The organism is Kineococcus gypseus (genome assembly GCF_050871305.1).
Taxonomy (GTDB): domain Bacteria; phylum Actinomycetota; class Actinomycetes; order Actinomycetales; family Kineococcaceae; genus Kineococcus; species Kineococcus gypseus.
In genome coordinates this window covers 1-23,477 of record NZ_JBJLRD010000026.1, presented here as the reverse complement: position 1 = coordinate 23,477, position 23,477 = coordinate 1, and the positions used below count along the sequence as shown (strand labels likewise).

Annotated in this window: 28 protein-coding genes and 1 tRNA gene; 20 read left to right on the top strand and 9 right to left on the bottom strand. The window is 77.5% G+C overall.

The annotated features are described in order from the left end of the window. Positions 1 to 31 precede the first annotated feature (31 nt). Both ACRYMN_RS11635 and ACRYMN_RS11630 read left to right on the top strand, forming a co-directional pair. Positions 32 to 490 (top strand): SRPBCC family protein, encoded by a 459-nt coding sequence (locus tag ACRYMN_RS11635; protein WP_432495156.1) that lies wholly within the window; start codon positions 32 to 34, stop codon positions 488 to 490. Between the two features lie 193 nt (positions 491 to 683). Beyond that, complete coding sequence (locus ACRYMN_RS11630; protein ID WP_432495154.1) at positions 684 to 1,460, top strand: RDD family protein; 777 nt, start codon at positions 684 to 686, stop codon at positions 1,458 to 1,460. 88 nt (positions 1,461 to 1,548) lie between these two features. Here ACRYMN_RS11630 and ACRYMN_RS11625 read toward each other — a convergent pair whose 3' ends face one another. From ACRYMN_RS11625 to ACRYMN_RS11615, 3 genes are all read right to left on the bottom strand, one after another. Beyond that, the gene (locus ACRYMN_RS11625; RefSeq protein WP_432495152.1) at positions 1,549 to 2,217 is read right to left on the bottom strand and encodes an NADPH-dependent F420 reductase; all 669 of its coding nucleotides are present in this window, start codon (positions 2,215 to 2,217) and stop codon (positions 1,549 to 1,551) included. A gap of 92 nt (positions 2,218 to 2,309) precedes the next feature. Continuing rightward, a complete protein-coding gene (locus ACRYMN_RS11620; RefSeq protein WP_432495150.1) occupies positions 2,310 to 2,912 on the bottom strand; it encodes a nicotinamidase in 603 nt (200 codons plus the stop codon). Next, positions 2,909 to 4,168, bottom strand: a complete 1,260-nt coding sequence (locus ACRYMN_RS11615) for a nicotinate phosphoribosyltransferase (protein WP_432495219.1) — start codon at positions 4,166 to 4,168, stop codon at positions 2,909 to 2,911. Before ACRYMN_RS11615 ends, ACRYMN_RS11620 begins: the two co-directional genes overlap by 4 nt. Positions 4,169 to 4,383: 215 nt before the next feature. On the opposite strand from ACRYMN_RS11615, the gene clpS reads away from it, so the two are divergent. The 9 genes from clpS (at position 4,384) to ACRYMN_RS11570 (ending at position 11,980) form a co-directional block, all read left to right on the top strand. Further along, a complete protein-coding gene (gene clpS / locus ACRYMN_RS11610; RefSeq protein ID WP_432495148.1) occupies positions 4,384 to 4,686 on the top strand; it encodes an ATP-dependent Clp protease adapter ClpS in 303 nt (100 codons plus the stop codon). A gap of 26 nt (positions 4,687 to 4,712) precedes the next feature. After that, on the top strand, positions 4,713 to 5,288 hold the full coding sequence (locus ACRYMN_RS11605; RefSeq protein ID WP_432495146.1) for a DUF2017 domain-containing protein: 576 nt from the start codon (positions 4,713 to 4,715) through the stop codon (positions 5,286 to 5,288). Between the two features lie 53 nt (positions 5,289 to 5,341). Next, positions 5,342 to 6,211, top strand: coding sequence for a glutamate racemase (gene murI, locus ACRYMN_RS11600; protein WP_432495144.1), 870 nt, complete (start codon positions 5,342 to 5,344; stop codon positions 6,209 to 6,211). Then, the gene (gene rph, locus ACRYMN_RS11595; RefSeq protein WP_432495142.1) at positions 6,208 to 6,978 is read left to right on the top strand and encodes a ribonuclease PH; all 771 of its coding nucleotides are present in this window, start codon (positions 6,208 to 6,210) and stop codon (positions 6,976 to 6,978) included. The genes murI and rph overlap by 4 nt, the downstream gene beginning before the upstream one ends. Further along, complete coding sequence (gene rdgB, locus ACRYMN_RS11590) at positions 6,975 to 7,640, top strand: RdgB/HAM1 family non-canonical purine NTP pyrophosphatase (protein ID WP_432495140.1); 666 nt, start codon at positions 6,975 to 6,977, stop codon at positions 7,638 to 7,640. Before rph ends, rdgB begins: the two co-directional genes overlap by 4 nt. After that, a complete protein-coding gene (locus tag ACRYMN_RS11585; protein WP_432495138.1) occupies positions 7,637 to 9,220 on the top strand; it encodes a molybdopterin-dependent oxidoreductase in 1,584 nt (527 codons plus the stop codon). The genes rdgB and ACRYMN_RS11585 overlap by 4 nt, the downstream gene beginning before the upstream one ends. Positions 9,221 to 9,756: 536 nt before the next feature. After that, on the top strand, positions 9,757 to 10,443 hold the full coding sequence (locus ACRYMN_RS11580; protein WP_432495136.1) for a fasciclin domain-containing protein: 687 nt from the start codon (positions 9,757 to 9,759) through the stop codon (positions 10,441 to 10,443). 77 nt (positions 10,444 to 10,520) lie between these two features. Further along, on the top strand, positions 10,521 to 11,102 hold the full coding sequence (gene sigK / locus ACRYMN_RS11575) for an ECF RNA polymerase sigma factor SigK (RefSeq protein ID WP_432495134.1): 582 nt from the start codon (positions 10,521 to 10,523) through the stop codon (positions 11,100 to 11,102). After that, a complete protein-coding gene (locus ACRYMN_RS11570; protein ID WP_432495132.1) occupies positions 11,099 to 11,980 on the top strand; it encodes an anti-sigma factor in 882 nt (293 codons plus the stop codon). Before sigK ends, ACRYMN_RS11570 begins: the two co-directional genes overlap by 4 nt. A 66-nt stretch (positions 11,981 to 12,046) precedes the next feature. Here ACRYMN_RS11570 and ACRYMN_RS11565 read toward each other — a convergent pair whose 3' ends face one another. Beyond that, positions 12,047 to 12,925: a metal ABC transporter substrate-binding protein gene (locus tag ACRYMN_RS11565; RefSeq protein ID WP_432495130.1), complete on the bottom strand. Its 879-nt coding sequence runs from the start codon at positions 12,923 to 12,925 to the stop codon at positions 12,047 to 12,049. Next, on the bottom strand, positions 12,925 to 14,289 hold the full coding sequence (gene aztD / locus ACRYMN_RS11560; protein ID WP_432495128.1) for a zinc metallochaperone AztD: 1,365 nt from the start codon (positions 14,287 to 14,289) through the stop codon (positions 12,925 to 12,927). The genes ACRYMN_RS11565 and aztD overlap by 1 nt, the downstream gene beginning before the upstream one ends. A gap of 93 nt (positions 14,290 to 14,382) precedes the next feature. Between aztD and ACRYMN_RS11555 the strand changes: the two genes are divergently transcribed. Then, positions 14,383 to 15,117 (top strand): metal ABC transporter ATP-binding protein, encoded by a 735-nt coding sequence (locus tag ACRYMN_RS11555; RefSeq protein ID WP_432495126.1) that lies wholly within the window; start codon positions 14,383 to 14,385, stop codon positions 15,115 to 15,117. Then, complete coding sequence (locus tag ACRYMN_RS11550) at positions 15,114 to 15,992, top strand: metal ABC transporter permease (protein ID WP_432495124.1); 879 nt, start codon at positions 15,114 to 15,116, stop codon at positions 15,990 to 15,992. Before ACRYMN_RS11555 ends, ACRYMN_RS11550 begins: the two co-directional genes overlap by 4 nt. On the opposite strand, the gene ACRYMN_RS11545 is transcribed toward ACRYMN_RS11550, so the two are convergent. Then, positions 15,919 to 17,163: a YibE/F family protein gene (locus ACRYMN_RS11545; RefSeq protein WP_432495122.1), complete on the bottom strand. Its 1,245-nt coding sequence runs from the start codon at positions 17,161 to 17,163 to the stop codon at positions 15,919 to 15,921. The genes ACRYMN_RS11550 and ACRYMN_RS11545 overlap by 74 nt on opposite strands. Positions 17,164 to 17,303: 140 nt before the next feature. Here ACRYMN_RS11545 and ACRYMN_RS11540 point away from each other — a divergent pair, with 140 nt between their 5' ends. Continuing rightward, positions 17,304 to 18,245, top strand: a complete 942-nt coding sequence (locus tag ACRYMN_RS11540; protein WP_432495217.1) for an ATP-grasp domain-containing protein — start codon at positions 17,304 to 17,306, stop codon at positions 18,243 to 18,245. A gap of 41 nt (positions 18,246 to 18,286) precedes the next feature. Here ACRYMN_RS11540 and ACRYMN_RS11535 read toward each other — a convergent pair. Then, positions 18,287 to 18,368: transfer RNA gene (locus tag ACRYMN_RS11535), tRNA-Leu, on the bottom strand. A gap of 92 nt (positions 18,369 to 18,460) precedes the next feature. Continuing rightward, complete coding sequence (gene bcp / locus ACRYMN_RS11530; protein WP_432495120.1) at positions 18,461 to 18,937, bottom strand: thioredoxin-dependent thiol peroxidase; 477 nt, start codon at positions 18,935 to 18,937, stop codon at positions 18,461 to 18,463. A 157-nt stretch (positions 18,938 to 19,094) separates the two neighbouring features. Between bcp and ACRYMN_RS11525 the strand changes: the two genes are divergently transcribed. The 4 genes from ACRYMN_RS11525 (at position 19,095) to ACRYMN_RS11510 (ending at position 21,632) form a co-directional block, all read left to right on the top strand. Next, a complete protein-coding gene (locus ACRYMN_RS11525; RefSeq protein WP_432495118.1) occupies positions 19,095 to 19,388 on the top strand; it encodes a DUF3618 domain-containing protein in 294 nt (97 codons plus the stop codon). A 113-nt stretch (positions 19,389 to 19,501) separates the two neighbouring features. Next, the gene (locus ACRYMN_RS11520) at positions 19,502 to 19,795 is read left to right on the top strand and encodes a GroES family chaperonin (RefSeq protein ID WP_432495215.1); all 294 of its coding nucleotides are present in this window, start codon (positions 19,502 to 19,504) and stop codon (positions 19,793 to 19,795) included. 59 nt (positions 19,796 to 19,854) lie between these two features. Further along, positions 19,855 to 21,234, top strand: a complete 1,380-nt coding sequence (locus tag ACRYMN_RS11515; protein ID WP_432495116.1) for a cytochrome P450 — start codon at positions 19,855 to 19,857, stop codon at positions 21,232 to 21,234. Beyond that, the gene (locus tag ACRYMN_RS11510) at positions 21,231 to 21,632 is read left to right on the top strand and encodes a RidA family protein (RefSeq protein WP_432495114.1); all 402 of its coding nucleotides are present in this window, start codon (positions 21,231 to 21,233) and stop codon (positions 21,630 to 21,632) included. The genes ACRYMN_RS11515 and ACRYMN_RS11510 overlap by 4 nt, the downstream gene beginning before the upstream one ends. Before the next feature lie 54 nt (positions 21,633 to 21,686). Here ACRYMN_RS11510 and ACRYMN_RS11505 read toward each other — a convergent pair whose 3' ends face one another. Beyond that, the gene (locus ACRYMN_RS11505; RefSeq protein WP_432495112.1) at positions 21,687 to 22,166 is read right to left on the bottom strand and encodes a hypothetical protein; all 480 of its coding nucleotides are present in this window, start codon (positions 22,164 to 22,166) and stop codon (positions 21,687 to 21,689) included. Positions 22,167 to 22,357: 191 nt separating this feature from the next. Between ACRYMN_RS11505 and ACRYMN_RS11500 the strand changes: the two genes are divergently transcribed. Both ACRYMN_RS11500 and ACRYMN_RS11495 read left to right on the top strand, forming a co-directional pair. After that, a complete protein-coding gene (locus ACRYMN_RS11500) occupies positions 22,358 to 22,825 on the top strand; it encodes a DUF4383 domain-containing protein (RefSeq protein ID WP_432495110.1) in 468 nt (155 codons plus the stop codon). 65 nt (positions 22,826 to 22,890) lie between these two features. Beyond that, positions 22,891 to 23,235, top strand: a complete 345-nt coding sequence (locus ACRYMN_RS11495; RefSeq protein ID WP_432495108.1) for a DUF8129 domain-containing protein — start codon at positions 22,891 to 22,893, stop codon at positions 23,233 to 23,235. Positions 23,236 to 23,477: the final 242 nt, after the last annotated feature.

The following is a 23,477-nucleotide window of genomic DNA, read 5'->3' as shown; positions in this document are numbered from 1 at the left end:
GGGGCGCCGGGTGCTCGGGTAGGTTCGGACGGTGCCCGAGATCGTCCAGCGGACCATGGTCCGGGGAACCGTCGACGAGGTGTTCGACGTGTCCCTGGACCTCGACGTCGAGCGCGTCGCGGGCCGCAGGTTCCGGGTGCGCGCCGTCGAGGGGGCCGGGCGCACCAGCGGCCGCATCCAGCTGGGCGAGCGGGTGCGCTGGCGGGTGCGCCTGTTCCGGCTGGTGCCGGTCACGCACACCTCGGGCATCGTCGAGCTGGAGCGCCCGCGCCGCTTCGTGGACCGCATGGAGGAGGGCCTGTTCGCCGAGTTCCGGCACGAGCACTCCTTCGAGGCCGAGGGCCCGCAGATGACGATCATGACGGACCGCATGGCCTGGCGCAGCCCGGCCGGCCCGCTGGGCCGGGTGGCCGACGCCCTCTTCGTGCGGCGCACGCTGCGCCGGCTGCTGGCCGACCGCAACTCCGAGATCGTGCGCCGCTTCAGCTGAGCCGGGCCCCGGCGCCGCCGATCGGCGTCGCGGGCCGGTGCCCCGTGGAACCGTCCGCGGCGGCCGCCCGTTGCGCCCGTGGGAGCCGGGAACGTCCCGGGTGCAGGAGGTCGAGCGTGACGTTCGTGGGCGGCGTCGGTGGCGCGGGACGCGCCGGGGAGCCGGTGCACCCGGCCGCGGGGGTGCGTCGCGCGTGAGCACGCCCGCCGGCTGGTACCCCGACCCCTCGCACCGCGCGCAGCTGCGCTGGTGGGACGGGCAGCGCTGGACCGAGCACACCCACCCCGCCGCCCCGCCCGCGGTGGACCTGCGCGAGGACGCGCCCGCCCGCCACGACCCGCACGGCGCGCAGCGGGGCTGGCAGGACGACCCGCAGCGCGGCTGGCAGCAGGACCCGCAGCGCGGCGGCGGGTACGGCCCCTACGGCGACCCCTCGTACGGCCGGCCGACCGCGCGCGCCCTGGCCACGCCGGACGGGCAGCCGCTGGGCGGGCTGGGCGCGCGCCTGCTGGCCCGCCTGGTGGACCTGCTCCTGGTCTCCGCGGTCGCCACCGTCGCCGGCTGGTCGCTGGTGCAGCGCATGCTGCGCGAGGTGCAGGACTCCCTGCCCGCCGCCACGGCCGGCGACCCCACGGCCTCCCTGCGCCTGCTCGACGACCCGGGCTTCGCCGCCGCCTCCTCCGGCTTCACCTTCGTGGTGCTGGCCGTCAGCGCCGCCTACACCGTCCTGGCGCTGCGCTTCTACGGCGCCACCCCCGGCAAGGCGCTGTGCGGGCTGCGGGTGCGGCACTGGGAGCGCCCGGGCAACCCCACGTGGGGGCAGGCGCTGCTGCGGTGGCTGACCAGCGACGTCGTCGGCCAGCTGGTGCCCTTCTACACGCTGCTGGACTACCTGTGGCCCACGTGGGACCGGCGCAAGCAGGCCCTGCACGACAAGCTCGGCGGCACCGTGGTGGTGCGCCGGCGCTGAGGCGCCCGCTGCGCGGCCGGGGCCCCGCACCCGCTCCGGACGGAGCGGGCGCGGGGCCCTCGTCGTCGCGGCGGCCGGCCGGGTCGCCTCAGGCGCGGAAGTCCGCCGGGCGCTCCGGCGTCGCCTCGCCCAGCGCGCGGGCGACGCCCTCGGCGTCGGCCTCCAGGCCGTACACGGGGGTGCCGGGCTGCTGGCGCCACGACTCCGCCAGCGTGCCGGCGTCCACCGGGTCGAAGCCCATCGCCAGGAGCAGCTCGGCCACCACGGCCTTGGCGCCGGCGTCGTCGCCGGCCAGCGGCAGGCCCCGCCGCTGCGCGTCGCCGGCCGGGCGGGCGGCGGTGAGCAGGTGGTCGGCGGCGATGCCGTTGAAGGCCTTCACCCAGCGCAGCCGGCCGGCGGGGTCCAGGTGGGCGGCGACCCACGCGGTCTCGGGCGTGCCGGCCTCGATCTCCTCGATGCGCCCGTCGCGCAGCTGCGGGTAGTAGTTGCCGGTGTCGACCACGACGGTGCCGTCGGCGGCCGCGTCCAGCGCCCCGGCCAGGCCGGGCACGCTCTTCTGCGGCACGGTGACCACGACGAGGTCCGCCCCGCGGGCGGCCTCGGCCGCGACCACCGCGCTGGCGCCGGTCTCGGCGGCGAGGTCGGCGAGGGTCTCGGGCCCGCGGGAGTTGGCCACCCGCACCTCGTGGCCCAGCCGGCGGAACGCCCGGGTGAGGTTCCCGCCGATGTTGCCCGCTCCGATGATCCCGATCAGCACGTCGTGCTCCGTCCGTCGTGGTGGGTGCCGCCGAGGAGCGGCAACCCGCGAGGCGGCAGGGGTGTTCCGCGCGGGGGTGGGGGGCGCGGGCTTCAGCCGCCGACGACGGGCTCGCCGACCAGGGCGATGCCCGCCGCGCGCATCTGCTCCAGCGCCGCCCCGACCGTGTCCGCGGAGATCCCCGCCGTCAGGCCCAGCAGCACGGTCGTGCGGAAGCCCTCGCGCGCGGCGTCCAGGGCGGTGGCGCGCACGCAGTGGTCGGTGGCGATGCCCACCACGTGCACCTCGTCCACGCCGCGCTCGCGCAGCCAGTCGGCCAGGCCCGTGACCAGCTCGCCGCCCTCCTCCGTCACGCGCGAGGTGGTGCCCTCGAAGCCGGAGTAGGCCGCGGAGTGCTGGCCCTTGCGGAAGACCGCCTCCACCCGCCGGGTGTCCAGCGCGTCGTGCAGCAGCGCGCCCCAGCTGCCCGCGCGGCAGTGCGGCGGCCAGGAGTCCACGAAGTCCGGGGTGTCGGAGAAGTGCGCACCGGGGTCGACGTGGAAGTCCTGCGTGGCCACGACGTGGTCGAACTCGATGCCGCCGCGGGCCAGCAGCTGGCTGGTGGCCGCGGCGACCTCGTCGCCGCCGGCCACGCCTAGCGCCCCGCCGGGGCAGAAGTCGTTCTGCACGTCCACGACGACCAGCGCGCGCGTCACCGCACCTCCTCGGTCCCCGGCGCCGGTGGTGGCAGCACGGTGGTGGGGATCGCCGGGTCGCCCTTGGACAGCGCCAGGCCGTCCCACGGCAGGGTCACCAGCGCCCGGCGCAGGTGCTCGCGCGACTCCTCCAGCGTCGGCAGGTCCGCCGCGCGCTCGCCGTCGACGACGAACGGCACCTGCAGCGGGCGGTCGTTGGGCTCGCGCGGCGGGGTGTGCCCGACGCCGAGGACCTCGTCGGTGGCGGTGCCGGTGGGCCGGTGCCGGCGCACCGCGACCTTGCGCCCGCCCTGGGTGACCTTGGAGGTGGAGCGCTTGGCGACCGGGCGGCCCTCGACCTCCACGAGCTTGTAGACCAGCCCGGCGGTCGGGGCGCCGGAGCCGGTGACCAGCGAGGTGCCCACGCCGTAGCCGTCCACGGGCGCGGCGGCCAGCGCGGCCAGCGCGAACTCGTCGAGGTCCCCGGAGACGACGATGCGGGTGCCCGTGGCGCCCAGGGAGTCCAGCTGCTCGCGCGCCTGCACCGCCAGGACGGCCAGGTCGCCGGAGTCGATGCGCACCGCGCCCAGGTCCGGGCCGGCGACCTGCACGGCCGTCTCGATGCCGCGGGTGATGTCGTAGGTGTCCACCAGCAGGGTGGTGCCCTTGCCCAGCGCGGCGACCTGCGCGCGGAACGCCTCCTCCTCGGAGTCGTGCAGCAGCGTGAAGGCGTGCGCGCTGGTGCCCGTGGTGGGGATGCCGTGCCGCTCGCCGGCGGCGAGGTTGGAGGTGGCGGTGAACCCGCACAGGTACGCCGCGCGCGCGGCGGCCACCGCCGCCTCCTCGTGGGTGCGCCGCGAGCCCATCTCGATGAGCGGGCGCTCGCGCGCGGCGGTGCTCATGCGCGCCGCGGCCGCGGCGACCGCGCAGTCGTGGTTGAGGATGGAGAGCACCACCGTCTCGAGCACGACGGCCTCGGCGAAGGTGCCCGTCACCGTGAGCATCGGCGAGCCGGGGAACCACAGCTCGCCCTCGGCGTAGCCCTCGATCGAGCCGCCGAAGCGGTAGGCGGCCAGCCAGTCCAGCGTCGGCTCGTCCAGCACCCCGCGCAGCCGCCGCAGCTGCGCGGGCCCGAAGCGGAAGTCGCGCACCGCGTCCAGCACGCGCGGCACCCCGGCGACCACGCCGTAGCGGCGACCCTCGGGCAGCCGGCGCCCGAAGACCTCGAAGACGCAGCGGCGCTCGGCGGTGCCGTCGGCCAGCGCGGCCTGCAGCATCGTCAGCTCGTAGTGGTCGGTCAGCAGCGCCGTCGCCGGGCCGGTGGTCGCCGTGCTCACGCTCACGCGGGCGAACCTAGCGCGCACCGCGCGCCCGGGCGCGGCAGCGCGCGGTGCGGGCCGGGCCCGGTGGTGCGGCGGGCCCGGTGGGGCGGCGGGCCCGGTGGGGCGGCGGCGGGTGGGGCGCTGCGCCACGGGCTCCTAGACTGGGGGCCGTGCCCGCGACCGTCCTCACCGCTCCCGTGGAGCTCGACCGCCCGGAGGCGGACCTCGCCGCCGTCCCGGACACCCCGTGGGTGACGCTCGTGTGGAACGACCCGGTCAACCTCATGTCCTACGTCTCCTACGTCTTCCGCACCCACTTCGGCTACTCCGAGGAGAAGGCGCAGGCGCTCATGCTCGACGTGCACACCAAGGGCCGCGCCGCGGTCAGCAGCGGCAGCCGCGAGCAGATGGAGCACGACGTGGAGGCCATGCACGGCTACGGGCTGTGGGCCACCCTGCAGAAGGACGACTGAGCGCCCTGAGGATCCGACGACCCGCGATGGCCACGTTCCGCCGCAACCGCCACGGCCTGTTCTCGCTGACCCTGCAGCCGGTCGAGGCCGACGTGCTCGCCTCGGTGACCCGCGAGGTGCTCGAGCTGCTCGACGTGCCCGAGGAGCCGGCCGACCCGCTGGCCGCCGAGCTGGGCCTGGGCGACCTGCCGGGGTTCGGGGCCCTGGGCGAGGGCGCGGCCGGGCCCACCGCCCCGCCCGAGGACGAGGTGCTGCGCCGGCTGCTGCCCGACGCCTACCCCGACGACCCCGCCGCCGCGGCGGAGTTCCGCCGCTTCACCGAGCGCGGCCTGCGCGAGCGCAAGGCCGCCGCGGCGCGCGCGGTGCTGGCCTCGCTGGAGCCGGTGGAGGGCCAGGGCGGGCGCGTGCAGCTCGACGCCGAGGGCGCGCGCACCTGGCTGGGCACCCTCAACGACGTGCGCCTGGCCCTGGGCACCCGCCTGGGCGTGCGCGATGACGAGGAGCCCGGCCCGCTGGAGGAGGAGGACCCGCAGCGCTACGCGTGGGCGGTGTACGACTTCACCACGCACCTGCAGGAGACGCTCGTGCGCTCCCTGGGCTGAGCCGCCCGGCCTAGTTCCGGGGCGCGGCGGGCGGCGCCGCGTAACCTGCTGCGGTGAGCGCGAGCCTGGACCGGGACGACCCCATCGGCATCTTCGACTCGGGGGTGGGCGGGCTGACCGTCGCCCGCGCCGTGCTGGACCAGCTGCCCCACGAGGCCATCCACTACATCGGCGACACCGCCCACAGCCCCTACGGCCCCAAGCCCATCGCCGAGGTGCGCCGCTACGCCCTCGACGTGCTCGACGACCTCGTCGACTCGGGCGTGAAGATGCTCGTCATCGCCTGCAACTCCGCCTCCGCGGCCATGCTGCGCGACGCGCGCGAGCGCTACGACGTGCCCGTGGTGGAGGTGATCCTGCCCGCGATGCGCCGGGCGGTGCGCGCCACCCGCAATGGCCGCGTCGGCGTCATCGGCACCCGCGCCACCATCTCCTCGCGCGCCTACGACGACGCCTTCGCGGCGGCCCTGGACGTGCAGCTGACCAGCGCGGCGTGCCCGCGGTTCGTGGAGTTCGTCGAGCGCGGCGTCACCAGCGGCCCGGAGCTGCTCGACGCGGCCCGCGAGTACCTCGAGCCGGTGGTGGCCGCGGACGTCGACACCCTCGTGCTCGGCTGCACCCACTACCCGATGCTCGCCGGCGTGCTGCGCACCGTCGTCGGCGACGGGGTGACGCTGGTCTCCAGCGCCGAGGAGACCGCCCTGGACGTCTACCGGGAGCTGTCCGTGCGCGACCTGCTGCGCCCCGACGACCGCCCCGCGCCCCGGCACCGCTTCACCGCCACGGGCGACCCCACCCCGTTCCGGGTGCTGGCGCAGCGCTTCCTCGGCCCGCAGGTGGTCTCCGTGGAGGAGACCGGCCCGCTGCACCTGGGGGCGCTGCGCGGGGCCCTGCGCGGCGCCGGTGAGAAGGTGGCCCGGTGAGCAGCGACCCCACCGCCCCCGCCCCCCGCGCCGACGGCCGCGCCCCCGACGAGCTGCGCGACGTGCGGATCACGCGCGGCTGGCTGGACCACGCCGAGGGCAGCGTCCTCGTGGAGTTCGGCCGCACCCGCGTGCTGTGCGCGGCGTCCTTCACCGAGGGCGTGCCGCGCTGGCGCAAGGGCTCCGGGCAGGGCTGGGTGACCGCCGAGTACGCGATGCTGCCGCGCGCGACGAACACCCGCGGCGACCGCGAGTCCGTCAAGGGGAAGATCGGCGGGCGCACCCACGAGATCTCCCGCCTCGTCGGGCGCAGCCTGCGCGCCGTGGTGGACACGAGGGCGCTGGGGGAGAACACTGTCGTCCTCGACTGCGACGTGCTGCAGGCCGACGGCGGCACCCGCACCGCCGCGATCACCGGCGCGTACGTGGCACTGGCCGACGCGGTCTCCTGGGGCAAGGCGCACGGGCTGGTCCGCCAGAGCAAGCAGCCGCTGACCGGTTCGGTCAGCGCCGTCAGCGTCGGCGTCGTCGGCGGCCGCCCCGTCCTGGACCTGCCGTACGTGGAGGACGTGAAGGCCGAGACCGACATGAACGTCGTCGTCACCGGCGACGGGCGCTTCGTGGAGGTGCAGGGCACCGCCGAGGGGGTGCCCTTCGACCGCTCCGAGCTGGACGCGCTGCTGGACCTGGCGCTGGGCGGCTGCGCGCGCCTGAGCGCGCTGCAGGCCGAGGCGCTGGCCGCGCCGCTGCCCGGGGCGGGCGCGTGAGCGGCCCCGCCCCGGGCCCGCGCCGCGTGGTGCTGGCCACCCGCAACGCCCACAAGGTCGGCGAGCTGCGCGCGGTGCTCGCGCCCCTGCTGCCGGACGTGCAGGTCCTCGGCGTGGGCGACTTCGCCGACGTGCCCGAGGTCGCCGAGACCGGCGTGACGTTCGAGGAGAACGCCCTGCTCAAGGCGCGCGCCGTGGCCGCCGCCACCGGCGTGGTGGCCGTCGCCGACGACTCCGGCATCGCCGTGGACGTCCTGGGCGGCTCCCCGGGCGTCTTCTCCGCCCTGTGGGCCGGCCGGCACGGCGACGACGCCGCCAACCTGCGCCTGCTGCTGGCGCAGGTCGTCGACGTGCCCGAGCGGCACCGCGGCGCCTCGTTCGTGTGCGCGGCCGCGCTGGCCGCGCCCGGCGGCGAGGAGCACGTGGTGCGCGGGGAGCTGCGCGGGCGCCTGAGCACCGCGCCCGCCGGCGCCGGCGGCTTCGGCTACGACCCGGTCTTCGTGCCCGAGGGCTCCACGCGCACCCTCGCCGAGCACGGCGCCGAGGAGAAGAACGCGATCAGCCACCGCGGCCGCGCCTTCGGCGCCCTCGCCCCCCTCCTGGCGGCCGTCCTGGACGGGCGACCCATCCGCGGCGCCGACGGCTCCGAAGACCCCGTGTGAGGACACCGGGCAGCGCAGCGACCGTCACGGCGCAGGAGGGGAGCGCGGGACGCAGGTCCCGCGCGGCCGCGCTCGCCGCGCTGTCCGGTGTCCTCGCCGCCGGCCTGACCGTGGGCGTCGGCCAGCTCGTGGCCGGACTGCCCGTGGGCGGGCTCTCACCCGCGGCCGCGCCGGTCGTCGTCGTGGGCGACGCGGTCGTCGACCTCGTGCCCGCGCCCGTGAAGGACTTCGCGATCCGCACCTTCGGCACCGCCGACAAGGCCGTGCTGCTGGGCACCATCGCCGCCCTCGTCCTCCTGCTCGCCGCCGCCGCCGGCGTGCTGGCCCGCCGGCGCCTGGCCGCCGGCGTGGGCCTGGTCGCCGTCCTGGGCGTCGTCGGGGCGCTGGCCGCCGCCACCCGCCCGGACGCCAGCGCCCTGTGGCCGCTGCCCTCCGCCCTGGGCGCGGCCGCCGGCGCGTACGCGCTGACCGTGCTCACCCGCCGCCTGCGCGCCCCGAGCCGCGGCGAGGGCCCGCGCCGGCGCGCCGTGCTGCTCGGCGGCGTGGCCGCCGCCGGCCTGGCCACCGGCGGCGCCGGGCGCGCGCTGACCGGCGCCCGCAGCGCCGAGGAGTCCCGCGCCCGCGTCACGCTGCCCGCACCGGCCGACCCGGCGCCGCCGCTGCCCGCGGGCACCGACCCCGCCGCCCTCGCGGGCGCGGGCCTGACGCCCTACGCCACCGGCACGCGCGACTTCTACCGCATCGACACCGCCCTGGTGGTGCCCGACGTGCGCGCCGAGGACTGGAGCCTGCGGCTGCACGGCATGGTCGAGCAGGAGATCACCCTCACCTACGCCGACCTGCTCGCCCTGCCGCTGCGCGAGCGGTGGATCACCCTGACCTGCGTGAGCAACGAGGTCGGCGGCGACTACGTCGGCAACGCCCGCTGGCTGGGGTACCCGCTGGCCGACCTGCTCGGGCGCGCCGGGGTGCGCGCCGGCGCCGACATGCTCTTCGCCACCAGCACCGACGGGTTCACCCTCTCCGCCCCGCTGGCCGAGGCCACCGACGGGCGCGACGCCATGCTCGTCGTCGGCATGGACGGCGAACCCCTGCCGCGCGAGCACGGGTTCCCCGTGCGCATGGTGATCCCCGGCCTGTACGGGTTCGTCTCCGCCTGCAAGTGGGTCACCGACATCGAGGTCACCCGCTTCGCCGAGCGCAGCGCCTACTGGACCCAGCGCGGCTGGGCCGAGGAGGCGCCGATCAAGACCGCCTCGCGCATCGACGTGCCCGGGCCCTTCGGCCGCGTGCGCGCCGGCCGCGTGCCCGTCGCCGGCGTCGCCTGGGCGCAGACCCGCGGCGTGCGCACCGTCGAGGTGCGCGTGGACCGCGGCGAGTGGGAACCCGCCCGCCTGCTGCCGTCGGCCTCGGCGGACACCTGGTGCCAGTGGGTGTTCGACTGGGACGCCGAACCGGGCGGGCACGTGCTGGAGGTCCGCGCCACCGACGGCACCGGCACCCCGCAGACCGGCGACGTCGTGGCGCCGATCCCGAACGGTTCCAGCGGGTTCCACTCGGTCACCGTCACGGTCGAGTAGTTCCGCGGGGTTCCAGCCCGTGGGTCCAGTCCTCGCGTGGCCGGGTCCTCGCCCGGCCGGCGGGGCGGTGGGGTTCCCGGGCGCTCCGCCCGCTGCCGACCGCGCGCCGCGCCTCCCAGCACGGGGCGGGCTCCGGATGCCCGGGAACCCCACCACCCCGCCGGCCTCCCACCTCACCGGACGCCACCTTGCGGGACTTCGCTCCGCCGACCGCTCGCACGGTTTCCCCGGCCTGGTGGGTGGTGAGCTGCGCGCGGCCGGGGACGGGGGGTCCGCAGCCGGGCGTCCGGAGCCCGCGCCGACGCCCGGCGAGGAGCTCGACGGCGGGTGACGCGCGGGCGGAGAGCCCGGCGGAGGACTCCCCGGCCCCGGCCTCCCGACCACGCCGAACCCGGCCCGGCGAGAACCCGCCGCAGAACCCCTTGCGCCGGACGGGTGAACGTCGCGACGGGCCAATCCGCGGAGCCCGGGGTTCCGAACCCCGGGTGAACGACCGGCCGGGCACACCGGCCGGAACACCTGAGGAAGGACGCACCGTGAAGCGCACCGGAACCCTGCTGGCCCTGCTCGCCACCACCACCCTGGGCCTGGCCGCCTGCGGCGGGGAGGACACCACCTCCACCGCCGACGCCGGGTCGATGTCGAGCCCGTCGAGCAGCTCCTCCTCCAGCCCCTCCTCTAGCCCCGCCGCCCCCGAGGCCGCGAACTCCGGCAGCGCCGCGATGATGAGCATGCCGGCCGGCCCGGGCTGCGCCGACTACGCCGCCGCCAACGCCTCCGGGCCCGCGTCGGTCTCCGGCATGGCGCAGGACCCGGTGGCCACCGCCGCCTCGAACAACCCGCTGTTGAAGACCCTGACCGCCGCCGTCTCCGGGGGCCTGAACCCGGACGTGAACCTCGTCGACGACCTCAACGGCGGCGAGTACACCGTCTTCGCGCCCGTCGACGACGCCTTCGCGAAGGTGCCGGCCGAGGCGGTGGAGTCGCTGAAGACCGACAGCGCGGCGCTGCAGTCGATCCTGACCTACCACGTGGTGCAGGGCCGGCTGAGCCCGCAGGAGGTCGTGGGCACCCACACCACCCTGCAGGGCGCGGACCTCACCGTGGCGGGCACCCCGGAGATGCTCACCGTCAACGGCGGGACCGGTGTCGTGTGCGGGGGCGTGCAGACCGCCAACGCGACGGTCTACCTGGTCGACTCCGTCCTGATGCCGCCCGCCTGACCCGGCAGCGGGCGGCAGCGGCGGTGGTCGAGGCACCGGTTCGGTGCGCGGGGAGGGGAGGTGCGACAGTGGTGGTGATGACCACCTCCCGTCCCCGCGCCGCCGGCGCCGCGGAGCGGGGCGACGCGGACACCGCGCTCGCCGCCGCGGCCCGCGGCGACCAGGCCGCGTTCGCCGCGTTCTACGACGCGACGGCCGCGGCGGTGCACGGCACCGTCCTGCGGGTGCTGCGCGACCGCGCGCAGTCCGAGGAGGTCGTGCAGGAGGTGTTCCTGGAGGCGTGGCGCACCGCCGCCCGCTTCGACCCGGAGCGCGGCAGCGCCCGGGGGTGGGTCGTCACGATGGCCCACCGGCGCGCGGTGGACCGCGTGCGTTCCAGCCAGGCGGGTTCCGAGCGCGACGAGCGCTACGGCGTCCGCGAGGAGTCCCCCTACGACAGCGTCAGCGAGGAGGTCGAGGTGCTGCTCGAGCACGAGGAGGTGCAGCGCGCCCTCGACGTCCTGAGCCCGGTGCAGCGGCAGGCGGTCGACCTGGCGTACTACGGCGGGCGCACGCACCGCGAGATCGCCGAGGACCTGGGCCTGCCCCTGGGGACGGTCAAGACGCGGCTGCGCGACGCGCTGCTGAAGCTGCGCGACGCGATGGGGGTGCGGTCGTGAGCGGGGGGGACGAGCGCGAGCCGCACGAGCGCGAGCCGCACCGGCCCGCGGCCGGCGACGACACGGAGCTGTCCGGCGCCTGGGCGCTGGACGCCCTCGACGACGACGAGCGCGCCGCCTACGAGGAGCGGCTGCGCCGCGAGCGGGGCGAGCGCCGCGAGGCCGACGCGCTGCGCGAGACCGCCGCGCGCCTGGGGGCCGGCTCGGCCGTGCCGCCGCCGGGACACCTGCGCGCGCAGGTCCTCGCCGCGATCGCGGCCACGCCCCAGGAACCTCCCGCGCAGGAACCCCCTGGGCAGCAACCCCCCGCGGGTGGACGGCCGGAGGGCGAGCCCGTCGCCGGGGGCGCCGCGCCGGTGGTGGACCTGGCCGAGCGGCGCCGCGCGCGCCGCGGGCCCTCGCGCTGGAGCGCGCTGGTGGCCGCGGCCGGCATCGCCGTCGCGGCCGCCGGCACCGGGGTGGCGCTGGACGCGCGCGGCGACGCCGAGCGCGCCCGCGAGGTGGCCGCCGCCGGTCGCGCGGCCGAGGGGACCCTGCAGCAGGTCGCGGGGCTGCTCGCGTCGGGTTCGGCGAGCACCGCCACGGTGCAGGCGTCCTCCGGCGGCACGGCCACGCTGGTGCGCGCCGGGGACCGCGCGGCCGTGGTGACCGCCGGGTTGCCCGCGCCGGGGGAGGGCAGCGCCTGGCAGTTGTGGCTGGTGCAGGGCGAGGCGGTCAGCTCCGCGGGGTTGCTGCCGGCGCCCGGCGGCGACGGGCGTGCGGTGGCGGTGCTGCCGGCGCTGGACGGCGCCACCGGTTTCGGCATCTCGCTGGAACCGGCGGGCGGCTCGGTGCAGCCGACGACCACGCCGGTCGTCTTCACGAGCCTGCCCGCCTGAGCGACGGCGTCGCCGGGCCCGCGCGCCGGAGCCGGCGCGTGGGCCTGCCGGTTCAGGCCCGGCGGGTCAGGCGCGGCAGTTCAGGCCCTCGGTGAGCGCGGTGAGGTTCTCGCGCATGAGGCCGGGGTAGTCCTGGTCCTCGGCGACGCGCTCGACGGGGTGCAGCACGGACGTGCGCACCCCCAGGTCCTGCGCGAGGGTCTCGGCGACGGCCGGGCTGGTGGTCGCCTCGAAGAACACCGTGCGCACGTCGCGCCCGCGGACGGTGTCCACGACCTGCCGCAGCCGTGCGGGCGAGGGTTCCACGTGCGGGTCGATGCCGCTGATGCCCAGCTGCTGCAGGTGGTAGCGCTCGGCCAGGTACCCGAACGCCTCGTGCGCGGTGACGAGCGTCGCGCCGGCGCAGGGTGCCAGGGCCGTGGCGTACTCGCGGTCGAGCTCGGCCAGTTCGCGGCCGAGCTCCTCGGCCTCGGCGGCGTACTCGCCGGCGCGGTCGGGGTCGAGCTCGGAGGCGGCGTCGGCCACCCGGGTGGCGAGCTCGGCCATGCGCGTGGGGTCCAGCCAGAAGTGCGGGTCGCCCTCGAGGTCGGCTAGGGGCGCCGCGTCCACCAGGGAAACCGGCGGCTGGACGCCCAGGGCCTCGTCGACCGCGGGCTGGAGCCCGGGTACGTGCACGACCAGGTCCGCCTCGCCGAGCGCGCCGACCTGCTGCGGGGTCAGCTCCACGTCGTGGCTGTCACCGCCGGGCGGGACGAGGTTGTCCACCTCGGCCCGCCCGGCGGTGACCCGTTCGGCGACGTACTGCAGCGGGTACGACGAGACGGTCACCCGCAGCCCGTCGTCGCCCTCCTCACCGCCGGACGTGCCAGTGCTCGTGCCGGTGCTGCCGCAGGCCGCGAGCGCGAGCACCGCGGCGGCCGCGAGCGGGCGGGAGGGGGAGCGCATCAGCTCCGCGTCTCCTCGTGCTTGCCCTCGTGCTCGCCCTCGTGCTCGCCCTCGCGCTCGCCCTCGTGCCCGTGCTCGTCCGCCGCGCCGGTGACGCCCGTGAGCTCGTTGGGCGTCACGCTCAGCGCGGCGCTGCGCCAGACCTCGCCGGTGGCGATGTCCACGGCGTGCACGGAGTTCGTGGCCGGTTCGGTGACGTACGCCGTGCCCTCCGTGGTGAAGACCTGCGGCTGCGGGGCCTGCCAGTCCTCCTGGACCTGCCACGGGGCGATGACCGGCACCGAGCGCGTCACCGCGGCGCCGGCGGTGTCGACGACGTGCAGGGCGCCGTCGGTGCCCAGCACGACGGCCTCGCCGTCCTCGCCGCGCCCGAGGGAGCGGTACCAGTAGGACGCGGGCAGCTGGACGAGGCGCAACTGGTTCGTGGCGGTGTCGATCAGCGAGATCCTGCCCACCGCGTCGGTGGGGGTGTCCTGCTCGGCGCGGTAGTCGCCGACGACGATCGGGGAGTCGTCCAGGCCCCACTGGTTGCCGATGCGGCCGTACTCGTCGGGGCTGTCGATCTTGGTGATCCGCCCGTCCTCGACCACGAGCACGCCGTCGGTGCAGCCGACCACGACGACCTCGTCGGCCGCGACGGTCTCGCCGTGCACGTTCGGGCAGTCGGTGGAGGCGGCCACCTCCGTGCCGGAGGCGTCGAGCAGGCGGATGCCGTCGCGGGACTCCTCGGTGCCCTCGGTGACGATCGTGGAACCGTCGGAGAGCTCCACGGCGACGCCGTGGTGCGCCGACGGCGTGGACATCTCGCGCACCTCGCGGTCGGGGTCGGCCACCTCGTCGCTGTCGAAGGAGACGATCTCCCCGGTGCCGTCGTCGAAGAGCACGGTGCGGCCGGCGTGGTTGACGACGTGACCCGCCTCCTCGGCCTCGAAGACGATGCCGGTGTCGCTGGGCTCGGTCGTGTAGTAGTGCCCGTGGTCGCCGTGGGGTTCCTCCCAGGCGCCGGCGTCGACGACGTGCCAGCCGCCGGTGGCCGTGACGAACACTCGGCGGCCGTCGCCGGCGGGGTTCACGCGCGCGAAACCCTCGAAGGGCAGGTCTGCCAGGAGTTCCAGGGAGTTCGCGTCGAGGATCTGCACGCCGCCGTCGTACGTCACGGCCAGGCGCGGCTGGCTGGCGGCGGCCTCGGTGGCCGGCGCAGGTGTCCGCGACACCGACCCGCTCGGGCTCTGCGCGGCGGCCGGGGTGGCGGACCCGTCGCCGCTGGAGCAGGCGGTCACGGCGGCCAGGCACGCGGCGGACAGCGTGGCGGTCAGGGCGGTCAGGGCGGTCGAGCGTCGCGGGTGCGGGGCGAGGAGGGGCATCGGATCTCCCGGTCGAGGGGGGCGCAGCCCCGTTTGATGAGAACGGTTCGCCACCTTACACACACTGAGAATCGTTACCACTAGTCTGCCGCCGTGCCTCGACCCACGGACCAGAACCTGTTGCGGCTGCGCCGGTGCCGCGCCGGCCACCGCGGGACCCCGGTGACCCCGGCCGTCGACCTCGACGTCGCCGCCGGCGAGTGCGTGGCCCTGCTCGGTGTCAACGGCACGGGCAAGACCACCCTGCTGCGCGCCGCGCTGGGCCTGGCCGACGTCGTCGAGGGCGAGCTGCGGGTGTCCGCCCGGCCCGTCGGCTACGTCCCGCAGCGCCACACCGGCGCCGCCGGCGTGCCCGCCACCGTGCGCGAGGTGGTCTCCACCGGGCGGCTCGTGCGGCGCGGGCCGCTGGCGCGCTGGCGCCCGGAGCAGCGCCGGCGCGACCGCGAGGCCGTCGCCGGCGCCCTGCGCGACACCGGTCTCGCCGAGCTGGCCGGCACGCCCTTCGGCCTGCTGTCCGGGGGTCAGCAGCGCCGCGCCCTGCTGGCGCGGGCCCTGGCGTCGGGCGCCCGGCTGCTGCTGCTCGACGAACCCACGGCCGGGGTCGACGCGACCAGCCAGCGCCTGGTGGTCGACGCCCTGCGCCGCGCGGTCCGCGACGGCGCCGGTGTCCTGGTGGTCACCCACGAGCTCGACGCCCTCGCCGGGGCGCTGACCCGCTCGGTGACCCTGACCCGCACCGGCCTGGTGCCCGCGCGCTCCTCCGTCCTCGTCCCCGCGGCGCCGGGTGCGGAACCCGTGCTGACGCCTCGTGCCGGGGGTGCCGCGTGAGCGACCTGCTCGCCGTCCTGGAGTACGACTTCATGCGCCGCGCGCTCTTCGCCGCGCTCGTCGTCGGTCTCGCGGCACCGCTGGTCGGCGTCTTCGTCGTCCAGCGCGGCCTGTCCCTCATCGGCGACGGGCTGGGCCACGTGGCCCTGGCGGGGGTCGCGGCCGGCGTGCTCACCGGCACCGCGCCGGTGTGGACGGCGCTGGCCACCGCCGTCGGCGCCGCGCTGCTCATCGAGTTCCTGCGGCGGGGCGGGCGCACCGGCGGCGACGCGGCCCTGGCCGTCGTCTTCTACGGCGGCATCGCCGTGGGGGTGCTGCTGATGTCGCTGGCGCCGGCGGGGAGCACCACCGACCTCGAGGGCTACCTGTTCGGCGCCCTCACCACCACCAGCCCCACCGACGTGCGGGTGTTCGCGGTGCTGGCCGTGGTCCTGCTGGTGGCGATGGCCCTGTGGCGGCCGTGGTTCTTCGCCTTCTCCCTCGACGAGGAGCACTCGCGCGCCTCGGGCCTGCCGACCCGGACCCTGAGCACCGCGCTGGCGGTGCTGACCGCGGTGACCGTCGTGCTCTCGATGCGCACGGTCGGCCTGCTGCTCTTCAGCGCCCTCATGGTGCTGCCCGTGGTCGCCGCCCAGCACGTCAGCCGCAGCTTCGCGGCCCTGTGCCGGATCGCCGGCGCCCTGGGTGCCGTCGCCAGCGTCAGCGGCGTCCTGGGCTCGGCGGCCGTGGGCACGCCGCCGGGCGCCACCATCGTGCTGCTGGTGCTCCTCGCGCTCGCGGTGTGCGCGGTGCTGGGCCGGTTCACCCGGCCCGGCCCGCCCACCGGGTCGGGCCGGGCGGCCCGGGCGCTGCGCCCGCGGGCACCGCGCGGCTGACGAGCGCGGCGGCCAGCGCCGTCGTCACCGGCACGGTCACCGCCAGCGCGGCCCCGCCCACCGCGGTCCGCACGACCTCCTCCGCGATCGCCGAGGAGGTCACCCACTGCCCCAGGGGCTGGGAGTACAGGCGCACCAGCAGCAGCGCGGGCAGCGCCGCCCCGGCGTAGGCGAACGCGACCGTGTAGACCGTCGAGGCCAGGTGGTCGCGCCCGACGCGCATGCCCGCCGCGAACAGCGCGCGCGAGCCCGCCGCCGGGTCGGCGCCGCGCAGCTCCCACACGGCCGCGGCCTGGGTGATGGTCACGTCGTTGAGCAGGCCCAGCGCCGCCACGAGGGTGCCGGCGAGGACCACCCCGCGCAGGTCCAGCGCGCCGGTCAGGAGCGTGACCGTGTACGACTCCTCGTCGCCCAGGCCCTGCAGGCCCGCGGCGTCCACGGCCAGCACCGCGGCCCCGGCCGTGAGCACCAGCCCCGCCACGGTGCCCAGGAACGCCACCGTGGTGCGCACCGAGACCCCGTGGGTCAGGTAGAGGACGACGCCCATCACGACCGTGGCGGAGCTGAGCCCCACGGCGACGGGGTCCTCCTGGGCCAGCAGCGCCGGCAGCACGTGGAACGCGATCGCCGCCCCGCCCAGCGCCAGGCCGGCCAGCGCGGCCAGGCCGCGCCGCCCGCCCACCGCGACGGTCAGCAGCACGAACACCGCCACCGCCACGGCCAGGGCGGCGCGCCGGTCCACGTCCTCCCACACGTACGTCGGCGCCGCACCCGCCTCGCCGGGGTAGCGGCTGAGCACGACGCGGTCCCCGGCGCCCAGGCCGCCGTGGAAGACGGCCGGCGGCACGGTGACCACGGCCGTGCCGCCGCCGTCGAGCGCGACGGCGGCCTCGGGGCACTCCACCTCCTGCGGCACGGTGCCGTCGGGCAGCCGGTCCTCGGCCAGCCCGCCCGCGCAGGTGCGGGCGGTGGTGGCGCTCACCCGCCCGCGCACGGTCTCGGCGCCGGTGTACGCGGTGTCCGCCGAGGGCACCCGCTGCGGCCAGGTGGCGGCCACGCCCGCGCCGGCGGCGAGCAGGACGGCCAGGACGAGCGCGGTCAGGGCGCGGCGCGCGCGCGGCGCCACGACGGCGGGCGGCGCGTCGCGGCCGCCGTGCGGGTGGGGGTGCACGGGACCAGTGCACCAGGTGGCCCCCCGGGCGCGGGGCGGGTTCGCCGGTGCCCGGGGGCGGGGGGAGGATCGCTCCCGTGAGCGAGAGCGCCGTCCCCGCCGTCCCCGCCGTCCACGTCCTGCACGAGAACCCCGAGTGGATGCCCCCGTTCGTCGAGGCGTTCGCCGCCGAGGGCGTGCCGATGGTCGAGCACGTGCTGACCGGCGGTGAGCTGGACCTCGCCGCCGAGCCCGCGCCGGGCGTGTGGTGGTCGCGGATGTCCGCCTCCGCGCACACCCGCGGCCACGACGCCTCCCCGGCGCACGCGCGCGCGGTGCTGTCCTGGCTGGAGGCGGCCGGTGCGCGCACCGTCAACGGCCGCCCGGTGCTGGAGCTGGAGCTGAGCAAGGTGGCGCAGCTGACGGCCCTGGCCGCGGCCGGCGTGGACGTGCCGCGCACCGTCGCCGTCGTCGGCCCCGGCCTGGACGCGGCGGCGCGCCGCTTCGCCGAGCGGGTCGGCGGGCCGTTCGTCACCAAGCACTCCCAGGGCGGCAAGGGCCTGGGGGTGGCGAGGTTCTCCGGCTACGAGGAGTTCGCCGACGCGCGCTCCTCCGGGGAGCTGGAGGAGCCGTTCGACGGCGTGTGGCTGCTGCAGGAGTTCGTCGCCTCCGCCGACGACAGCGTCACGCGCGCCGAGTTCGTCGGCGGGGAGTTCCTCTACGCGCTGCGCGCCGACACCGCCCGCGGCGGCTTCCAGCTGTGCCCGGCCGACGCGTGCGCGATCGACCCGGTCACCGGCCGCCCGGTGCTGCCGCCGGGCGCCACCGTGGCGCAGGAGCCGGGGGAGACGATCTTCTCGCTGCGCGAGGGCTTCGACCACCCGGTCCTGGAGAGGTACGCGCAGTTCCTGCGCCGCAACGGGATCGAGGTCGCCGGGGTGGAGTTCATCACCACCGCCGAGGGGCGCGTCGTGACCTACGACGTCAACACGAACACGAACTACAACGCCGCCGTGGACGCCGCCGCCCCGCGCTCGGGACCGCGCGAGATCGCCCGGTACACCGGCCGGCTGCTGCGCGGGCAGCGGCGCGGGGCGGCCTGAGCGCGCCCCCTGCGGGCGCGCGGGGACGCGCCGGGGCGCCGTGCGGGAGACGGGACTCGAACCCGCACGCCCGGAGGCACAGGAACCTAAATCCTGCGTGGCTGCCAGTTACACCACTCCCGCTCGCGACGACCGAGGGTAACCCAGCCCCGGGCGGCGCGGGGGTGCGCGGCGGGGACGCGGGTCTTGTGCGGGCGCGAGCGGGCGCGAGCGGGTCAGGCGGCGTCGAGGCCGAGGTCGCGGCGCAGGCGGGCGACGTGGCCGGCGGCGCGCACGCCGTGCTGGGCCAGGACCACCGTCCCGTCGGGACCGACGACGACGGTGGAGCGGATCACGCCCACCGACGTGCGCCCGTAGCTGGTCTTCTCGCCCCACGCGCCGTACGCCTCCAGCACCCGGTGCTCGGGGTCGGACAGCAGCGGGAAGGTCAGCGCGTCGCGCTCGGCGAAGGCCGCGAGCTTGTCCACCGGGTCGGGCGAGACGCCCAGCACGCGGTAGCCGGCCGCGGTCAGCGAGGCGAGCGAGTCGCGGAAGTCGCACGCCTGCGTGGTGCAGCCGGGCGTCATCGCGGCCGGGTAGAAGTACACGACGACGCTCTGCCCGCGCAGCTGCGAGAGCGTGACGGTGCCGCCGTCGTGGGCGGGCAGCGTGAAGTCGGGGGCGGGGTCACCGGGGGCGGGTCGGGCGCTCACGGGTGCACCGTAACGGCCGTGCGCGCCGCCGGGGCCGCGGTGCGGGTGCTCCGGTACGGTTCGGCGGACGGCCGGGCCCCGCGGGGTCCGGCGCAGGACCGGCGCCGGGCGGCACGCCCCCGGCTGAGACGACCCGTGCGACGGGCAGGAGGTGGCCGTGACGGCCAGCGACGGCAAGGCCGAGATCACCACGAACGACCCGCGCGCCCTCGAGCGCGAGGTGGAGCTGCGGCGCGCGCAGCTCGCGGGGACGATCGACGAGCTGACCGACCGGCTCAAGCCCGCGGAGATCCGCAAGCGGGCCCTGGCCTCGGCGCAGCAGCGGGCCACCGCCTTCGCCACCGCCCCCGACGGCTCGCCGCGCACCGGCCGGCTGGCCGCCGTGGGCGTCGTCGTGCTCGGCGTCGCGACGCTGCTGGTCGTGCGGGCGGTGCGCAGCCGGCGCCGCTGACGCCCCGAGCACCCCGAGCACCCCGCGCAGCGCCCCCGAGCCGACCCGGCTGCGGGGGCGCTACCGTTCCGCGGGTGAGCACGCCCGCCGACGCCTCCCGCCTGCCCGTCCGGATGCTGCACGACCGGGTGCTCGTGTCGGCCGACGACGCCGGCGAGCGCAAGTCCTCCGCGGGCATCGTCATCCCGGCCACCGCGGCCGTGGGGCGCCGGCTCTCCTGGGCGTCGGTGATGGCGGTGGGACCGCACGTGCGGCAGGTGCAGACCGGCGACCGCGTGCTCTTCGACCCCGAGGACAAGGCCGAGGTGGAGCTGGCCGGCAAGGGCTACGTCCTGCTGCGCGAGCGCGACCTGCACGCCGTGGCCGCCCCGCGCGTGGAGGACGGCCGCACCGGGCTGTACCTCTGAGCGCCACCGGGCCCACCGCGCGCACCGGGTCCCACGGGTCCACGGGGTCCACCGGGCCGGTGCGCCGCAACGCCCGCTACACCCCGCTGGCCGCCGACGGCCCGCTGCCGTGGGAGATGGTGCGCTCGGTGCCGGCCATCCGCCGCGCCCCGCACGAGTTCCTCGCCGGCCTGGCGCGCCGCCACGGCGACGTGGCCGCCGTGCCCCTGCCGCGCACGCCCGTGCTGGTGCTCAACGACCCCGCCGGCGTGCGCCGCGTCCTGGTGGACAACGCCCGCGGCTACGGCAAGGCGACCGTGCAGTACGCGGCGCTGGCCTCCGTCACCGGCCCCGGCCTGCTGGCCGGCGACGGCGCGACCTGGCGCGCGCACCGGCGCGTGGTGCAGCCGGCGTTCCACCACGGCTCCCTGGACGCCGTCGCCGCGCACGCCGCGGCCGCGGCCCGCGCGCTGCGCGCGGAGGTCGACGCCCTGGCGCCCGGGCGGCCCCTGGACGTCGTGGACGCCGTCTCGCGCGCCTCCCTGGAGGTCGTCGGGCGCACCCTGGCCGCCGCGGACCTGTCCGGGGTGGCCCAGCGCCTCGTCGACGCGGTGGGCGAGGCGCTGGAGCTGGTCGTGGGCCGGGCCTCCTCGCCGGTGCCCGCCTCGTGGCCCACCCGCTCGCGGCGCGCGCTGGCCGCGCGCGTCGCCGAGATCGACGCGGTGTGCGCCCAGGTCCTCGCCGAGCGCCGCGCGCGCGGCGTGGAGGCCGGGGCGAGCGACGTCGTCGGGCTGATGCTCAACGCCGGCATGGGCGCGCAGGAGGTGCGCGACGAGCTCGTCACCTTCGTCGTCGCCGGCCACGAGACCGTCGCCTCCTCGTTGACGTGGACGCTGGACCTGCTGGCGCGCGAGCCGTCGGCGCAGCGGCGCCTGCAGGCGGAGCTCGCCGACGTCCTCGGCCCGCCGGGCGGCGCGCGCGAGCCGCGCTGGGAGGACGTGCCGCGGCTGCGCTACGCGCGCGCCGTGGTCGACGAGTCGCTGCGGCTGTACCCGCCGGCGTGGGTGGTCACCCGCCGGGCGCTGGAGGACGACGTGCTGGCCGGCGTGCCCGTGCCCGCCGGCACGCTCGTCATCGTCAGCACCTGGGCGCTGCACCGCCACCCCGCGGTGTGGCCCAGCCCCGAGCAGTTCCGCCCCGAGCGCTTCCTGGACGCCGGGCGCCGCGACGCCTACGTGCCCTTCGGCGCCGGCCCGCGCCAGTGCATCGGGCGCGACCTGGCGCTGGTGGAGGAGGTGCTCGTGCTCGCGGCGCTGCTGCGCGACCGGTCGGTGCGGCCCGTGCCCGGCCCGCGCCCGCGGGTGGAGGCGCTGGTCTCGCTGCGCCCGCGCGGCGGGCTGCGCCTGCTCGTCGAGCGGCGGGACGCGGCGCCGCCCGGTGGGGCAGGATCGCTGCCGTGAGCCGCAAGGAGACGTTCGTGTTCGGCCCGCAGGACGGGGTGCCGCCGCGGGTGGGTCCCTTCGCGCACGCCACCCGCTTCGGCGACCTGGTCTTCGTCACCGGCCAGATGCCCACCGACCCGGCCACCGGTGAGCTCGTGCCGGGGGGTCTGCTGGAGCAGGCGGAGCAGGTGCGCCGCAACCTCGCCGCGGTGCTGGACCGCTTCGGCCTCACCTGGGACGACGCCCTGCACGTGCGCGTGTACCTGACGGACTTCGACGGGTTCGAGGGGTTCAACGCCGCCTACGAGCGCTGGTTCACGGGCCCGCTGCCGGCGCGCACCACCGTGGGCGTCACCGGCCTGGCCGTGGGCGCCCTCGTCGAGGTGGACCTGGTCGCGGGGGTACCGGCGAGCTGACCGCCCGGCGGGGTGGCGCCCGCCGGCGCCCGTCGGCGCCCGTCAGGGCACCCGTCAGGGCATCTCCACCGTCTCCGCGCGCCGCACCTCCGCCAGGGCGGCGTCGAGGTGGGCGCGCAGCGGCCGGCCCGTGCGCGGCACCACGTCCGCCGCCAGCAGCAGGCCGTGGCGCAGCACCGCCTCGTGCGGCGCGCGCGGCGCCTCGCCCTCCTCGGGGTGCTCGCCCAGCGCACCGACCAGCGCCACGACGAGCAGCTGCGGGTCCAGCGCCGGGAACCACGCCGGCGCCGAGCGGGTGCAGCGCTGCACCACCGCGCGCAGGTCGTCGGCGTCCAGGCCGTCGGGGTGTAGCTCCTCCAGCGCCCCGCGCAGCACCCGGCCCAGCACGGTGCGCACCTGACCGGCGTCCATCGCCGCCAGGGCGACCGACGCCGCCTCGAAGCCCTCCGGGTCGTCGGCGCCCAGCGCCGCCACGGCGCGGGTCAGCGCGCGCGTCAGCGCGACGGGGTCGGTGGTGCGCGGCGGGGTGCTCACGCGGCGATCCTCGCAGCGGCCCCCGACAGCGCCCGCGGGCACCGCCCCGGTGCGCCCCGAGTTGCCCGCGCACCGCCGCTGCCTACCGTGGGGGGAGAGGTCCAGCAGCGCGTGCCTCCCGCCGCGGCACCCGGCCGCGTCACACGAACCCCGTGCGCCCACCCGGGCGGCACCACCTCGAGGAGCTCGTCATGGCCACCAGGACCACCGGCCGCACCGCCACCACCCGCCGCTCGCCCGTGCAGGCCGCCTCGCTGATCGTCGGCGCGGTGTTCGTCGTCGTCGGCGTCGCCGGGTTCGTCCCCGGGATCACCACCGACTACGACGCGCTCGGCTTCGCCGGCCCCGACTCGCACGCCATGCTGCTCGGGATCTTCATGGTCTCGATCCTGCACAACCTGCTGCACCTGGCCCTGGGCGTGGTGGGCATCGCCGCCGCCAGGGCGGCCTCGGCGGCGCGCAGCTTCCTGATCGTCGGCGGCGTCGCCTACGCCGCGCTGTGGATCTACGGCCTGGTCGTCGCCGAGGACAGCCGGGCGAACTTCGTGCCGCTGAACACCGCCGACGACTGGCTGCACCTGGTCCTCGCGATCGGCATGGTGCTGCTCGGCCTGGTCCTGCCGCGCCGCGTGGAGATGCCCACCGCCGAGCACGCCTGACGCGCCCGAGGACCACGACCACCGTCCCCGGGGGACCGCCCCGGGGACCCGACGGACGGAGAACCGTGAGCAGCGACGAGCGCTCGACCCTGGCCATCCCGGACTACGACCACCTGCCGGTGGCCACCCTGACCGACCGCATCCGCTCCCTGGACGCCGCCGGGCTGGGCGACCTCATCGTCTACGAGGAGGCCCACGGCGCGCGCGAGCCCGTGCTGACGGTGCTGCGGGCGCGCGCCGACCAGCTCGCCGCGGGGGCCGAGCCCTCCGGCGGGAACCCCGCCGGCGCGCAGCCGGAGCACGCCCCCGCCGCGGGCGGGCCGGCGCTGAGCCCGGCCACCACGAACGCCCCGCCGGTCAACCCGCCGTCGCACGGGGACCCGACGAACCCGGCGCAGCCGCGCGGCTGACGCGGGCGGCCCGCCCGACCCGCGCCACCGGTGTCGGGGGGGGGGGGGGGGGGGGGGGGGGGGCGGCGGGCCCCGCCCGCGCCCCCCCCCCCCCCCCCCCCCCCCCCCCCCACACCCCCCCCCCCCCCCCCCCCCCCCCCCCCCCCCCCCCCCCCCCCCCCCCCCCCCCCCCCCCCCCCCCCCCCCCCCCCCCCCCCCCCCCCCCCCCCCCCCCCCCCCCCCCCCCCCCCCCCCCCCCCCCC

Coding starts and splice junctions, on each gene's coding strand:
- ACRYMN_RS11605 (WP_432495146.1), top strand. CDS start 4,713: ATGGCCACGTTCCGCCGCAACCGCCACGGCCTGTTCTCGCTGACCCTG.
- aztD (WP_432495128.1), bottom strand. CDS start 14,289: ATGCCCCTCCTCGCCCCGCACCCGCGACGCTCGACCGCCCTGACCGCC.
- sigK (WP_432495134.1), top strand. CDS start 10,521: ATGACCACCTCCCGTCCCCGCGCCGCCGGCGCCGCGGAGCGGGGCGAC.
- ACRYMN_RS11500 (WP_432495110.1), top strand. CDS start 22,358: ATGGCCACCAGGACCACCGGCCGCACCGCCACCACCCGCCGCTCGCCC.
- ACRYMN_RS11540 (WP_432495217.1), top strand. CDS start 17,304: ATGCCCCCGTTCGTCGAGGCGTTCGCCGCCGAGGGCGTGCCGATGGTC.
- ACRYMN_RS11520 (WP_432495215.1), top strand. CDS start 19,502: ATGCTGCACGACCGGGTGCTCGTGTCGGCCGACGACGCCGGCGAGCGC.
- ACRYMN_RS11615 (WP_432495219.1), bottom strand. CDS start 4,168: ATGCTGCAGGCCGCGCTGGCCGACGGCACCGCCGAGCGCCGCTGCGTC.
- ACRYMN_RS11565 (WP_432495130.1), bottom strand. CDS start 12,925: ATGCGCTCCCCCTCCCGCCCGCTCGCGGCCGCCGCGGTGCTCGCGCTC.